Annotated in this window: 7 protein-coding genes, 1 tRNA gene and 1 pseudogene; 2 read left to right on the forward strand and 7 right to left on the reverse strand. The window is 44.3% G+C overall.

Going from position 1 to position 15,998, the window contains the following annotated elements; genetic code table 11:
• Positions 1–495: 495 nt before the first annotated feature.
• Positions 496–581 (reverse strand) — tRNA-Leu (locus FC15_RS06505).
• A gap of 287 nt (positions 582–868) precedes the next feature.
• Complete coding sequence (locus FC15_RS06510) at positions 869–6,256, reverse strand: S8 family serine peptidase (protein ID WP_057825059.1); 5,388 nt, start codon at positions 6,254–6,256, stop codon at positions 869–871.
• A 305-nt stretch (positions 6,257–6,561) separates the two neighbouring features.
• Between FC15_RS06510 and FC15_RS06515 the strand changes: the two genes are divergently transcribed.
• The gene (locus FC15_RS06515) at positions 6,562–7,476 is read left to right on the forward strand and encodes a peptidylprolyl isomerase (protein ID WP_083479132.1); all 915 of its coding nucleotides are present in this window, start codon (positions 6,562–6,564) and stop codon (positions 7,474–7,476) included.
• A gap of 234 nt (positions 7,477–7,710) precedes the next feature.
• Here the strand turns inward: FC15_RS06515 and FC15_RS06520 are convergent, their stop codons facing one another.
• Genes FC15_RS06520 through FC15_RS06535 form a run of 4 tightly spaced genes read right to left on the reverse strand, consistent with a single transcriptional unit; the run spans position 7,711 to position 11,388 of the window.
• Complete coding sequence (locus FC15_RS06520; protein ID WP_057825062.1) at positions 7,711–8,265, reverse strand: GNAT family N-acetyltransferase; 555 nt, start codon at positions 8,263–8,265, stop codon at positions 7,711–7,713.
• A complete protein-coding gene (locus FC15_RS06525; protein ID WP_057825063.1) occupies positions 8,262–8,720 on the reverse strand; it encodes a SprT family protein in 459 nt (152 codons plus the stop codon). Before FC15_RS06525 ends, FC15_RS06520 begins: the two co-directional genes overlap by 4 nt.
• A complete protein-coding gene (locus tag FC15_RS06530) occupies positions 8,713–10,902 on the reverse strand; it encodes a Tex family protein (RefSeq protein ID WP_146979125.1) in 2,190 nt (729 codons plus the stop codon). The genes FC15_RS06525 and FC15_RS06530 overlap by 8 nt, the downstream gene beginning before the upstream one ends.
• Before the next feature lie 48 nt (positions 10,903–10,950).
• On the reverse strand, positions 10,951–11,388 hold the full coding sequence (locus FC15_RS06535; protein WP_057825066.1) for a hypothetical protein: 438 nt from the start codon (positions 11,386–11,388) through the stop codon (positions 10,951–10,953).
• Between the two features lie 273 nt (positions 11,389–11,661).
• On the opposite strand from FC15_RS06535, the pseudogene FC15_RS06540 reads away from it, so the two are divergent.
• Positions 11,662–12,845: pseudogene (locus FC15_RS06540) on the forward strand (MFS transporter).
• 168 nt (positions 12,846–13,013) lie between these two features.
• Here the strand turns inward: FC15_RS06540 and FC15_RS06545 are convergent.
• Positions 13,014–15,704 carry a cation-translocating P-type ATPase gene (locus FC15_RS06545; RefSeq protein ID WP_057825068.1) on the reverse strand — a complete coding sequence of 897 codons (2,691 nt, stop codon included), beginning with the start codon at positions 15,702–15,704 and terminating at the stop codon, positions 13,014–13,016.
• Positions 15,705–15,998 lie beyond the last annotated feature (294 nt).

Raw genomic sequence — 15,998 nt, forward strand, 5'->3', positions numbered from 1 at the left:
GTCGAAATCTGAGACAGCAAAGAGGTTATTTTCAGCATTCGGATATTGTTTGTAAATGTGATCCAAGTCTACTTTTACCATTGATCAAAACACCCTTCTTTAATTGATTACTCTATCAATATAAAAGAAAACGGTTTCCATGGCTAGTCAAAGTCGCACAAAAAAGAAAATACTGTTTTGTGCAGATTGCCGAAAGTGCTTACAGCAAAGGTTTTCAAAACGCCAAAATTAGTCTGTAGTCCCTCTAATTTTCTCCAAGAAGTGACTCATTCAAGTAAAGTGGCAATAAAAGATCATCAACCAATTGTTCTAAACGTTTCTCGTCAACGTTTTCTTGACTAAAAACTAGGATTTTTAGTCACCGCCATCGTTGCACTACTCATTGCGCTACCTGCTTTATTGTTAACGAACCGTGCGAAGACAAACTAGATTGCTTGAAAAAAAGAGCAATTCACCCTTTTAACTGGGTGAATTGCTCATGTGTGATGAATCTAATGCGGGCAAGAAGACTCGAACTTCCACGACCTATAACGGTCACAAGATCCTTAGTCTTGCGCGTCTACCAGTTCCGCCATGCCCGCAAATAACTGCAATCACTATTATAAGTCATTTTAAAAAACTGGTCAACAGAAATTTTGAAGAGTCCCTACAAAAAGTGGCCACTCAAGCAACAAAACAAACTAAACCGATTTACCAGACATTTTGTCAAAAACCACAAAAACAACCAGATAGGTAAAATTCCCTATCTGGTCGTTTTGCTGGCGTTAATTATCTTGCAGTTAACGCCGCAGTTAGTTGTATTGATGAATAGCCAATTCGCAAATTATTTCAATTCATCTTTCAATATCTTGAAGGATGGCTCAGATGGTTAATGGCTACGTTTCTTTTTGAAATGGAAACCTAAGAATCCAAACAGCCCAGTTAGGACAGCTAATCCCGCAGCCACAGCACCATTCTGGGATTGTTCATCCGTTTGTGGTAAAGCAGTCTGGTTGGACTTCGTTGTTGCTAAAGACTTTGTCGCCGATTGTGCAGGCGCTTGAACGGCTGCTGCCTTTGTTGGTGCCTGTACCGTTGCTTTAACGACAGGTTGAGCAGGCTTAGTTGACGGTACCGCCTTCTGCACAGGTTGACTCGTTGCTTTGCCATCGGATTTTGGTGTTGATGGTGTTTGAGTGGACTTACCGGATGTTGCCGGGTCGGTTGCAGGTTTCGTTGGTACAGTCTGTTCTGGTGTTGTCAATGGCACCAGCTTCTCAATCGCGTCTTGCAAATCGCTCTGCGCCGCAGCTAATTCGACATACGTCGCATCTGATTGAGACAGTAATTGTTCTGCGGCCTGTTCTGCACTAGCTAACGCAGCTTTAGTCTCTTCAGTATATTTGCCTTCACTCAAGGTCTGTGCTTGAACAACTAAGGCTTGTAGTGCCGCCTTAGTCTTTGCAATCAATGTCGCATCTGATCCAACAGGTGTGGTTGTTTCGGTGCCATCTGTTGGTTCCGTCGTTTCTGCAGGTTCAGCTTTTACCAGCCCATCAATTGCATCTTGCAGAGCTTTCTGAGCTTGAGCATAGTCTGCTAGCGTCGCATCAGCGTTACCTAAAACTTCTTTTGCGGCTTGTTGTGCAGCGTTCAAAGCAGCAACAGTTTCAGGCGTGTCATCGGTCGTTTCTAAGGCTTCTGATTGATCTTCGAGAGCTTGTAATGCTGCCTTAGCTTCGTCACGTGCTTCCTGCGGTTCGTAGTAAACTGTAACGACCTTCGTCGCAACATTTCCGAAGGCATCGCCAACTTCAATCGTTAAGACATTTTTGCCTTCCTTAAGCTCAACGTCATGATCAAATTGAATCGTTTGGCTTTCAGTGCCGTTAACGTCAACATCATTCCATGGAGCAACGACTTGATTGCCATTGACATAGAGTTCGATATATTGCAGGTTATCACTGGCACTACCTGTCAAGGTATAGCTTGGATTGCTCGTATACACTGGCGCATCGGTTGGATTATCCAAATCAAGTGTTGGTGCAACTTGATCAAGTTCAAATGCAATCGTCTCCTGGAAATCATTGATATCATAGCTTGCATCATTCAAATGAATTGTGTACGGAATCATGCCAGTTTGACCAACATTGAAGGTCGCCGTGAAGTCGAGTCCATTTGCAGAACGTTCCAGTGTTTCAGCTCCAATAATCTCAAATGTCTGGTAATTGTGTTTCAAGTGTCCAGTAACGGTGATGATGCCAGTTTCTGGATCAAAGTTCTTCGTGTCTGCGTCAATATCTTGAATGCCAAATGTAATGCCATCATCGAACGTAATTGCGTTTGTTAATGGTTCTGCATCTTGGCTCGAGGTCACTGTCTGAACAGCCGAGGTTGTTTCATTGCCATCAGCGTCCGTGACCGTAACGGTAATTTCATTGGCCCCAAAGTTAACAGGAACTTCTGCCGTGAACTGACCATTTTCAACTTTTGCTTCAACTTGGTCCGTCCTGTTCGAAATCACAACTTTTTCGGTGTCTGCACTAACTTCACCAGTCACAGGAACTGTCTTTTCAGATGTACCGGCATTACCATTGTTGACTGTGACTTTAACTGTTGGTTGTGCAAGCTTAACAGCTGACGCCGCAGTTGAAATAGCATGTTCGTGCGCAGGATCAGAATAGAAAGTAACTTGCAAATCATAGTCAGCCGCATCCAGTGGCAAGGTCGCTGCAAAACTACGTGAATCCTCATCGTAGTCAACAGGTAACGTTTGTGTTTGGCCCGCAGCGTCCGTGTATGTTGCATAGACTTGGTGTGGGTAAGTTCCACTGAGGACGTAACTATGACTGCCATCATCGCTACTTTGAACTTCAGCGGTAGCTTCAGACAACGTTTCAGGCAATGGACCACCGTCTAATACTAAGCCGTAGACCGTTTCACCTGGTTTTTGAACGACTGCTGTTTCGTCAACGGAGTTTGTCGCATTATCTTCAAAATAAAGTTCTACATTGTTATCGCCAGCTGCCAAGGTTTTAGCCTGTGCTTCTGAAAGTGGCACACGAATCTTCGTATAACCGTCTTCAGTTTGACCAACTGATTCAAACGAAGCATTTTCAACTTCGCCATTGACCACGGTGCCGGCATAATGCGTAATATCTAAGCCACTAAAATCATCTTTTGCTTCAGCAGTGAGGTAATATTGTGTGCCATCGTCACTTATTTCTGCACTAAAGTCTATATTGCGAACTTCAGGGGCAACCGAGTCTAGCTTAACTTTAGTTTCAACTGTTTGACGATCAGCTTCCGTACCGCCGACTGGAATACCAGAAACGCGATACGTATATTGACCATCAGGAGCCGTCTTGTACTCGCCAGTTGCTTGATCATAGTATTGACCATCCCAACCCGCAAGTTCACTGAACTGCCATTTGGCTGCTTGTGGATAATAGTAAGCCTTTGTCATATCGCGTTCTTTGGAAGTCGTTGCGATCAGATTACCATCCGCGTCAAAGATTTCAGTCTGAACATCCATGGCATTACGGAAGGTGTAATACTCACCACTGAAGGACGTCCGGTTAGCATCTTCTGAAGATGAAAAGGCGATTGCATCAGGATCAAACGCTTGAGCATCCGGTGAATAGCCCATCGGTGCCTTGTCGCTACCTTTGAGTTGTGAGTAACCTGTATAAGCATTCACCACGTCATCAAAAATCGGCAATTCATTCCAGTTACCATAGAAGCCCATGTATGGCATGTTCAAACTCGAACCATCGTTGGCCTCGAAGTTTAGAAAACCTTCGACGTATTGATATTCATCGAAACTCTCGGGCAAGTTGATCGTAAAGGTCGCCTTTGTAGATGCACCAGCGGGAACAACCACTTCATCGGCAGCAGGATCTACTGAAGCTCCTTCAATGGCACGATCATAGAGTACACTACCGTTTGAATTATCCGTTGCAGATGTATAAACAGCATCTGTGTCTTCGTTTTTAACTAAATGATAGGTTAAATCCTTCGACGTCCGGTTAGTGAAGGTCAACGTGAACGACTTCTGTTTCGTATCGAATGAACGTAATTCAACAGCAGGATAACCATTATCGGAAACGACCGTCGATGGATTCTTATCGAGTGCATCAATTGCGGCATTCACATCCAATAAGCCAGCACCCTGACGACGAGGTGACACAATACCATTATCATAAGTACTATCATTGATTGGCTTAGACGTATTCATCTGGATCGTCTTCAGTAAGTCAGTCAACTGTGTCCCACTTAAGCCTTGATACAAGACACGATAAGGATTATCGACATTATTTGTTGCTTGCTTCAACAAGGCTTGGGCGCCAGAAACAAAAGGCGCAGCCATCGATGTACCCGACATGTTCATGTAACTGTCGTTATTTTGTGTCGACCAAATGTTACCACCAGGTGCCGTGATATCTGGCTTGAACGACAAGTCAGGAGTTGGGCCATATGAGGTGAACGTCGACATTTTATCTGTGACGTAATTGTAATTAGTAACTTGCTTCGTTCCAAAATCATATGTGAATTTTGATTCTGGATGTTGCTCAACGTATTGAAGTAATTGATTACCAGCAGCACGTGAGAGTCCGAATGTTGAGAGGCTGTTATCTAAGGTAATCGAAACCAGTGGATTCCCGCTGCCGAACGATGCATTATCAACGATAATCAATCCAACAGCACCGGCAGCTGCCGCATTTGCTTGTTTTTCAGTGAAGTTCAAGTTACCACGACGAACGATTGCGATTTTGCCCTTAACGTCATCGGTGAAATCTTCAGGATAGCCATAGCCTAATTGGCAAGTTTCATCGTGGGTCTCATCGATATCGCCATGACCTTCAGCATCTGGATTAGCACTCTTAACGATCGCAAATTGTGTATTGTTGAAGACATCTGTGTTAGCTTCTTCAGAGAGTTGGATCTGTTGCGTTGGAAGGACATTGGCTGTGCCGTCATTGATGGCAACTGTCATGTCGGTTGTCTTGGTGTTCTCGCCTGAAGCAACCGTCACTGCACTTCTTGTGGTTCCCGGTGTCCCTACGGTTGCTGAATCACTGATACTGGTATCACCACCGAAGTGATCGACATTGGTTCCATCTTCTAATGAGTTAGTTGTTCCAGCATTCCCTGCCGAAATAACTGCAGCAGTACCAGCCTCAGTTGCGTTTTGAACCGCAGCGACTTCTGGATCTTCCGTACTCTGAAAACCAGCCGATGAACCTAAAGACATATTCAGAACATCTGCGCCGATTTTAGCTGAATCTTCAATTGCCGCAACAACAGTTGAAGTACCCGTTGTAGCAGAAGAATCTGAGTTCGTGAAGACCTTCATTGCCAACAATTGTGCTTCTGGTGCAACACCGACTGCCGATGTCACTGGGTTGTCGCCCGTTCCATTGGCGCCGATAATACCGGCAACGTGCATCCCGTGTTGTTCAGTTGGATCATCGTCGTAAACAAACTCACTATTACCATCTGCATAGTTATAACCGTAAGGGACCTTAGCCGTGAAATACTTACCATGTCCAACTTCATCAATGAAATCATTGACATCATCAGGTGTTAATTTGACATTCGTCTCATCACTCAACCGCATGTCTTTATGGGTCACATCGATACCCGTATCGATGACGGAGACAACCGTTTTTTCACCCTTGTACTTGTAGTTTGACCAAACAGTTTGAACATTGGCCATGCTGTCAGCGTTTGCTTCTGCTGGGAAAAACACATTATCCAAAGTGACAGATTTAACGCCCTGAATACGTCGAATCTTCTCAATGTCCTTAACTTTAACTTTGGTTGAAAATCCATTGACCACATAGCCGTAACTATCACTAATACCTTGGTTGGTAATTGCTTCGACTTGTTGCTTAACTGAAACTTGACTCGCAATCACTTTATCAGATTCGTTCTCGATTTCGGCCGTACTGGAATAATCCTTAACCAGTGAACCGTTTTGAGATGCAGGTTGTGAACTCAATTGAACGACCACGTCAACATAGGCATCGCTGACCTGCGCCGGATTCATCTTTTCAAAATCGACACCCTTTGCGGCAAACTGTGCTGCAATTGCTTTTTTGGTGCTGACCGTCGTTACGGCTTCAGCGGCTTCCTTCGCCGAAGCAGTGCTTAACTTCGTCTGACTATCGACTTCTGCCTTAACTTTCTGCTCAAAGAACGGCGAAACGACAGCGCCCCCCAGAACTGCCGTGCTCGCTAAAAGTACAGATAAGGACTTGCTAGATTTTTTCATTCACTTTCCTCCAAATGCCCTAAAATGCGTTGCATAAAAATGTGATAAGGAAAATTATATTACAAACAATTAAATTTACAACTGTTTTTTAATAAAAAGCATTTTTATTTTAATTGATCAAATTAAAAATCAAGACTCTGTTCGACATTTTTCGCTGACATACCAACGCTTGCGAGATAATCAAATTCTCACTTTTAGCTAACTATAATGAGCATTAGATTATCATTTCCCCTTGTGTTTTCGCTGCTCAACGGGTAAAATAGCCAGAATAATATGTTTTTAGAGGCACGAGCAAGGAGATAAAAATGGCAAAAACTACTCATAAATTCACAAAAATAATTGGTATCGCAATAATCAGCACCGCATTTCTAACGGGGTGTGGCCAAACTTCCAGCAAGGGCAGCACAGACAGCCAGAAAGTCGTGGCAAAATATGACGGTGGTCAGATTACCGAAGAAAACCTATACCATGAACTCAAAGGTTCGCCAACGAGTCGAACAATTCTCGCGAACTTACTCATTTACAAAGCTTTTCAACACGCTTACGGCACCAAAGTGAGCCATGCTGCCGTTGAGAAGGAATACCAAACTTATGTCAAAAAATATGGTGATAGTTTTGACGATTTCCTCGCACAGAATAATTTCACCAAGACAACTTTTAGACGTAATCTAAGATTGAACTTATTATCTGCCGTTGCGCTGAAAAGTCTTAAAAAAGTCTCGACCAGCGACTTACAGACCGCTTGGAAAACTTATCGCCCGACAATAACCGTCCAACATATCCAAACGACTAGTGAAGCAACTGCTAAAAAAATTGTGACCGAATTGGATGCTGGTAAAGATTTCGCAGATCTGGCTGCCGAATATTCTGTCGACACTGCGACTAAAGATCAGGGTGGCAAGCTCAAACTCGCATCCACTGACACAGCCTATGATTCGACCTTCAAAGATGCCGCATTTAAGCTCAAAAAAGGAACGTACACCAAAACACCCGTCAAGGTGACCGAAGGCTACGAAATTATTAAATTGCTCAGTGATCCTGGTAAAGGTTCCTTCAAGCAACACCAAGCCGAACTCAAATCAGATATTTATGCAAACTGGCAACGAAATTCCGGCGTCATGAGCGCAGTTGTTAAACGCGTCCTGAAAGATGAGCAAGTTAAAATCGAAGATAAAGACTTGAAGTCAGCATTAGCAGCTTACCAAGACACTGCCTCATAGAAATCTCGTTTTACCAGCATGACGACTAGAACCAACCCCTCGACAATATAAATAATCTTTTCGCAAGAGCCATCAAGTGCTGTCTGTCCTCATGGGCGATTACCACTTGACGGCTTTTTGTGTCGTTATTAGTGACTGCAATCGTTAAAGTCGTTTGTTGATCTAAAAGTCAAAAGCTCAAAACAAAAAAATCACTCAGCCACAACCTGACTGAGTGATTAGATCTCAATGCTTTTAAAAATTATTGTCTCGATAATAGGCCGCCCGTGTTTTCGCAAATTGAATCATGACGGTTTGTTCACCTTTACCATTCGGTTCCGTCAACTGACGAATTTGTTGGTAATGGTTCTTTTTGATTAGACCTTGCGACGGTATGTTTGTTGCACCGGTGTAAATATTAAGTTGAGCTAAGCCAAGATCCTTGAAGGCATAATGTTCGGCAGCCACAAGCGCCTCACTCATGACACCTTGGCGTTGAAAATCAGGCAGGACCGAATAGCCAAACTCTGCCTCTGTACGCGCGGGATCAAAATCCCAAAGATTAATCACCCCAACACACCGATTTTGTTGATCGTAAATGAACCAGAATTCTGACTGATTTTCTTGAGTATTTCTCAGTAGACGTTGCAACAATTTTTTCGATTCCTCGTGCGTAGTAAAGGGTTCAATACCTTCGACCTCGGCGATTTCCGGATTGCTTCTAATTTTGAATAGATCCTGAATTGCCTGTTCTGATGGCACTTCACTTGGTATGATCAATCGATAACGTTTAGTTGTTAATGACTTCATCCGCGAGCCTTCTCCTCTGCAATTAACGTTAACTTTCCATGACAATGGCCGCAGCCATAGCGACGAACATTAATTTGACGTTGACGGTAATAATCTAAATGACACCTCGTGCACTGATAATGATAACGCGCCGTTTGCGAGGCTAATCGTGGGGCATACCGCGAGCCGCCAACCCGCAACAGTAATTGTTTGAATTCATGTGTCCGATGCTGGTAAGGCAAGTGTTGCATGGCAAGATGATAATGACACAGTTCATGCTTAATTATGCCCACAAACTCTTCTAAAGGTAACTCAGCAGCCATGTGTGGATTAAAATCCAGATGATGATCGTTCAAATGATAGCGTCCACCCGTCGTGAGCAAACGTGAGTTGAATTGAGCACGATGTAGGAAGGGCCGATGAAAATCACGCAAAGAAACTTTTTCAACTAAGGCCTGAAGTTCCTGATTAGTCATCAGATACACCGCGCATTGATAATTGAACCCGTTCCCGTTGAAGATCAACGCTAAGAATACGAACCTTGACGATATCACCAACGGCAACTTCTGCGCTTGCGTTGCGGACGAAATGATCCGCTAATTCAGAAATATGAACGAGACCGTCATGTTTCACGCCAATATCAACAAACGCGCCAAAATCGACCACATTACGAACTGTACCTTGCAGAATCATCTCCGGCTTGAGATCTTCGATAAATAACACGTCTTGCCGCAAAAGTGGCGCAGGAACATTGTCGCGCAAATCGCGTCCCGGGCGACAAATTCCATCGATGATATCCGTCAACGTGGCGACACCTACTTGCCATTCTGCCGCAAGTGATTCGATGCTTAATTGCTTGACGGCTGTCTGTAATTCTGGCGTTCCTAAATCTGTCTTCTTCAAGTTAAGTTGCGCCAATATTTTCTTCGCAACTGCATAACTTTCCGGATGAATATCCGTATTGTCTAGTGGCTCATCGCCATCGATGATCCGTAAAAATCCGATCGCTTGTTGATATGTTTTTGGGCCTAAACGTGGCACTTTTTGAAGTTGTGCACGTTTCGTGAATCGTCCATTTTCGTTACGATAAGCAACAATATTCTGTGAAATCGTGGTAGATAGTCCAGAAATATGCTGTAAAAGATCCACACTAGCCGTATTAAGATTGACACCAACATGGTTGACGACATCCTCAACAACAATATCCAGTTGCTCGGTCAGTGCTTTTTGACTGACGTCATGTTGATATTGGCCGACACCAACGGCTTGCGGGTCGATCTTAAGTAGTTCCGCTAAAGGATCCTGTAACCGACGGGCAATGCTGACGGCAGAACGTTCCTCAACGTGCAAGTCTGGAAACTCAGCGCGGGCGTTGTCACTCGCTGAATAAACAGACGCACCCGCCTCATTGACGATCACGTAATAAACAGGACGAGAGAGTTGCTTGATGGCAGCAGCGACGAATTGTTCAGATTCGCGGCTCGCCGTTCCATTGCCAATCGCGATCATCTCGACTTGATACTTCTCGATGAAGTCGAGGAAAGTCGGCATCGCCTGTTCACGCAACTTTTGTGCGGCAGGTTTATGCGGATAGATCACTAATTTATCTAAAAATTTTCCAGTACCATCAACGACGGCTAATTTGCAGCCAGTCCGATAGGCAGGATCAAAGCCGAGAACGACTTTTCCTTTAAGCGGTTGTTGTAGGAGAAGATGTTTAAGATTTTCACCAAAGACACTAATGGCTTGTGCATCCGCCTGCTCTTTCAAATTACCGCGAATCTCGCGTTCGATTGCGGGACCAATGAATCGTTTATAGGCATCTTGAACCGCCGCGGTAACTTTCTCAGCAGCAAACGGATTTCGATGGTGATTCACTCGTGCATCAATGCGTTTCAACAACGCTTCGGGATCAACTTGCAGGTTCACCCGGAGCACCTCTTCTTTTTCAGCACGATTGATTGCTAACACACGATGCGAAACGAGTTTTTCGAGGGGTTCGTCAAATTCATAATAATCGCGATAGACGCTCTTGACATCTGCTTCTTCGTTCTTCAACGTCGAGACGAGATGGCCATGTTGCTGAATAAATCGACGGGTCCATTCGCGAAAATTAGCGTCATCGCCAATTTCATCCGCTAAAATTTCGTGGACACCTTGCCAGACTTCTTCCGTGGTTGGTAAATTTTGCTCGGCATTCAAATATTGTTCGGCTTCGTGCTGCCATTGTGCGGTCGACAAAGATTTTTGTGACTTGATTGCAGTGGCCAAAGGCGCCAAACCAGCGGCACGCGCAATCGTGGCCTTGCTCTTCCGTTTCTGTTTATAAGGCAGATACAGATCTTCAACCTGCTGAATTTTGTCAGCATCAGCGATTGCTGCGGCGAGGGCCGGCGTTAACTTTCCTTGCTCGTCGATTGTTTGCGTGACATCCGCTTTTCGTTTGTTAAGCGTTAAGACGCGCTGATATTCAGACTCGATGGCACGAATCTGCACTTCATCCAAACTGCCCGTGCGTTCCTTCCGGTAGCGCGCGATAAATGGCACCGTGTTCCCCTCGGCAAGCATGGTTAAAACAGCCGTCACGGCTTGAGGCTTCATTTGCAGCTGTTGTTGGGTTGCTTGCTGTGCCTGAGGATCAATCACAACTTCACTCATTAATTTTAAACTCCTATACTCGGTGACTTGTGGACGAATTAGATTTAATTAGGCTAACTGACCAATCCGTGCTAACTGTTTACTTAGTCGCTCAGTGCTTTCATCTTGCTTCGCTTCAGCCGCATCAAATTGGGGTTGATCAATCGTTTGATCCTCGCGCAAACTCTCAGTCATTTCACGACAGCCCTCGACAAAATCACGAAAAGCCTTCACCAATTGGCGATGATTGCCCATCAAGCGTGCTGGTGCCTGTGCTTGATCTAAATTCGTTAATAACTCATCGTAGACTTGAACTCCTTCAGCGAATCCTTGACGAATTTCCTGATAACGATCGGTACTCAAGCTCGCTAAATCTTGGCTCGTTATTTTTTCTTTGAGTTCTTGGAACATCGGATCTAATTTTTCTTGCATTTCTTCTGTCTGTTCAATGATATGATTGATCGTATTTCCGTAGTGAAGTGCGCGCTGTTGTAGTTTATTTGCCATAATGGCCTCCTAGATTTTTCGTCATGGCTTTATTATAACAAAAGTCACCAGCCTAAGGCAGACCTACTGCGTTTTTATCCGCCACGGTGCGCGTGCTAAAATATTTAAATAGCAAAAATTTCAATCTTAGAAAGAAGCCGCGTCTCAATGACACCCAAACAGTTCCATTGGTTGATCGTTCGCGTTGAAAATACTTTTCCGATAACGAGTTTATCTTCAATTAAACCGATGATTCGTTAACAACTCGCTATTCTCGAAAGGACAGATCAGCACATGCAAACTCAACCACCCACACTAACAAAATCAAAAATTTTACTTCTCGCAATTGCCACTGGTATTGTTGTCGCAAATCTCAACTACATCCAGCCACTTCTCGGTCTGATCGCCAGTGATATGCACACGACTCAACACGTGGTCGGCGTAGTCGCGATGATGACTCAACTCGGCTATGCCTTCGGATTACTCTTACTGGTGCCACTTGGTGATATTTTCGATCGCAATCATTTGATTCAAGTCATGCTCGTGCTCGCCATTGTTGGACTATTGGCTGCTTATTTTGCCCCCCCAATATTGTTTTATTCGGAATTGATTCACTCATCATTGGATTAACCTCGGTGGCGCCACAGATGATTATTCCCTTCGCAGCCTATCTGAGCTCTGGTCTGAACCAGGGACAAGTACTAGGCAATGTGATGAGCGGCCTACTGACAAGTATTTTACTTTCGCGCAGTCTTTCAGGCTTGATTGCGAGCGTCTTCCCTTGGCAGACAGTTTATCTGGTCGCAGCCACTATGATCGTTATTCTGTTGATTGTTTTACACTTTCGGCTGCCCCGTGATCCTCGTGGTCACCAACAACTCAACTATTTCAAGGTACTACGTTCACTTCCACATCTATTATTCAGCCAAAAATACTTGCAAGGTTCTGCAATTAATGGGTTCGCCCTTTTCGGTATTTCCAACGTCTTGTGGGCCACCTTGGCATTTTATCTCCAAGCAGAATATCATTTAGGAACCGGTATTGCCGGTCTGATGGGGCTTCTCGGTATCACGGGTATTTTGTTTGCTCCTATTATTGGCAAACTGGTTGATACACGCTCGCCACGTTTGACAATTGGTCTTGGCATCTTCTTCTCAGCAGTTGCCTTCTTAATTTTTTGGCTAGCTGGACAATGGTTGGTTGGATTAATTATTGGCATTATCTTGCTTGACCTTGGCACACAGTTTGGTCAAGTTTCCAATCAGGCCATTGTTCAATCTCTGAGCTGCCACTCAGGTAACCGCAATAACTCCGTCATCATGTTTGCCTATTTCATGGGTGGCGCGTGTGGTACCTGGCTGGCAACTTCAGCGTGGACAGCATTTGGTTGGGCCGGTGTCTGTCTAGTTGCTGTCGGATTCTTGCTGGTTGCGGTACTCGGACACTTGCTTAGACCAGAACCGACGAAATTACACTAATCTGCAAGCTACTCAATGCACTCGACTTCGAATGATGAAGCCGAGTTTTTTTCTACCATTAGTTAGTTTGTGGCTAATCATTTTTAGGGCAGCCATTCAACGTCATTCTTCGGTTATCAAAAAAAGCATACTTTTCAGTATGCTTTCAACTCATGCTTCAAAATCAGATTATTGTTTACCCATTTTTCTTTGGACAAACTTCACGATTTCAACAATCGCAATCATTAAGAGTCCTGCTGCAAGGACGATCGACCATTGTAACAGATTCAACTCTGTCACGTGGAATAATCGATTGAAGCCAGGCACAACAATCGTCAAAGCAACCATGATAGTCGAGAATGCCACCCCAATATTAAAGGTGCGGTTCGCGAACGGATGGACGCTGAAAATCGATTGGTGAATCGACTTCACGTTGAAGGCGTGGAACAACTGAATCAAGGCTAAAGTTGCGTAAGCCATGGTTAAGGCATCAGCGTGAATTGCGTCATAACCTGAGTGAACTGGGAACATGATCGAAACGCCATAGACACCCAACGTCAGTAACCCTTCAAGAATACCTTGATAAATAATCGAAGATGCGACACCACCACTTAAGAAGCTGGCTTTGCGTCCACGAGGTTGACGTTCCATGATCCCAGGTTCCGTTGGTTCAACACCCAAGGCAATTGCAGGGAACGTGTCGGTTGCCAAGTTGATCCATAATAACTGAACAGGTGCTAACATATCCCAACCCATCAATGTCATCATGAATAAGGTTAAGACCTCACCAAGGTTAGCGGAAAGTAAATATTGAATTGATTTTTGGATATTGGCAAACACCTTACGTCCTTCTTCAACGGCAACAATAATTGTCGCGAAGTTATCATCTGCAAGGACCATATCACTGGCGCCTTTAGAAACTTCCGTACCTGTAATACCCATACCAATACCGATGTCGGCTGACTTCAAGGCAGGCGCATCATTAACACCATCACCTGTCATCGCAACCACTTTACCTTTATCTTGCCATGCGCGAACAATACGTACTTTATGTTCAGGCGAAACACGCGCGTATACAGAATACTTCTTCACGTTTTTTGCGAATTCTTCGTCGCTCATCTCATCCAACTGTGCGCCCGTAATTACGGCAGCATCATCGCCTGGCTTGATAATACCCAAACGGCCAGCAATTGCTTCGGCTGTATCTTGGTGGTCACCGGTGATCATCAACGGACGAATACCGGCCTTCTTCGCGTCTGCAACGGCTTGTGCCGCCTCAGGACGCTCGGGATCGATCATTCCGATTAAACCTGCGAAGATCAAATCATGTTCGATATTCTCACTGTCAGGTTTTTCGGGAACCGTATCGATCACCTTATATGCCATTGCCAACACACGCAAAGCCTGCGTTGCCATGCCCTTGTTTTCTTTCAGAATCACTTGACGATCGTCATCGGTCAATGAACGCACATCGTCTTTAGCCACTTCTATCTGGGTCACGCGCTTCAATAATTCATCTGGAGCACCTTTGACGGCGACAAAAAATTGACCATTCGCCATTTTATGGATTGTTGACATGAGTTTTCGTTCAGAATCAAACGGTACTTCGGCAACACGTGGTTCTTTTTTCAGTTCCTCTTCAACTTGATAATCATGATCGAACCCGAACTGGACCAAAGCAGTTTCCGTAGGATCACCGACAAGACGGCCATCCTGTTGAATCTTCGTATCATTACTGAAAGTCATGACGCGCAACGTGTTATCATCTGCTGTCACTACAGTATCCGCAGGTTCAAGTTGACCATGACGATAGATTTTTTCAACCGTCATCTTATTCTGAGTTAACGTTCCCGTTTTATCAGATGCAACAATGTCTGTACTACCTAAGGTTTCAACAGCTGGTAGCTTACGAACTAAGGATTGGCGTTTAGCCATTCGAGTTGTTCCCAAAGCCAAGATGATTGTGACAATTGCTGGCAGTCCTTCAGGGATTGCCGCGACTGCTAATGAAATTGCAGTCAATAACATATTGACTAACAATTCATTCATTGGCAAGCCATCGTGGTTGTTGATCACACCAACAACAAAGATGATTGCAGCAATCAATAAGATTAACCAAGTAATGGTTTTACCTAGGGCATTCAAGTTGACCTGTAATGGTGTCATCGTTTCCTCAGCCGCATTGATCATCCCGGCAATTCGACCAACTTCGGTATCCATACCTGTGCCCACAACAACACCCACACCGCGGCCGTAAGTCACATTACTATTCATGTATGCCATGTTCTTACGATCACCGATTGGCACGTTTTCATCTTGAAGTGTCACAATTTCTTTCTCGACCGGAACCGATTCACCTGTCAAAGCGGCTTCTTCGATCTTCAACGAAGCGGAAGTGACTAAACGCAAGTCAGCGGGGACGATATCGCCAGCCTCAAGCAACACAATATCACCAGGGACCAAGTTCTCACTGCTAATTGTTTCAACGTTCCCATTCCGGCGGACATGTGCTTCTGGTGTCGACATTTCACGCAAGGCATCGATGGCTTCTTCAGCCTTAGACTCTTGGAAGACACCAAAGAAGGCATTGATGATCACGACGGCGAGAATCAACATCGCATCTGCCCATTCCTGTGCAACGACACCTGAAATAATGGCAGCGAATAACAAAACAATAATCATAAAATCTTTAAATTGGTCGAAAAACCGCATGAATAAGGACCGTTTCTTCGCCTGCTGTAAAGCATTATGACCGTATTTATCCAATGCTGCTTTCGCTTGTGCATCGGTCAGACCCTGGTCATTTGTCTGAAACTCATCATAAATCTTGTCTGTTGATAACGCATAATAGCGTTTCTCAGCATCCTCTAAATTAGCCACTAATTACTCCTCCTATAAACTCTATTCAAGTATAGAAATCCGGCCATACTAACAATTGACTTAGCTTAACTATACTTTAGTTTCTCAACAACGGGAATAAAAAAGACTTGTACGCAAAAATTGCATACAAGTCTCACTATTTAAGATAAAACCAGAACTATCGTCTTGTTGATGGTTTTATCACAGCAGTCGCTGCAAGTTACTCCCCTGTTTCTAAATGCAAGTATACTAAAAAATCAGTCACAAAGCAATTGTGAACTCGATGTCAGCACGAGGAACTTACAAAATCCTCAC

The sequence above is a fragment of the Lapidilactobacillus concavus DSM 17758 genome (genome assembly GCF_001435835.1).
Classification (GTDB): domain Bacteria; phylum Bacillota; class Bacilli; order Lactobacillales; family Lactobacillaceae; genus Lapidilactobacillus; species Lapidilactobacillus concavus.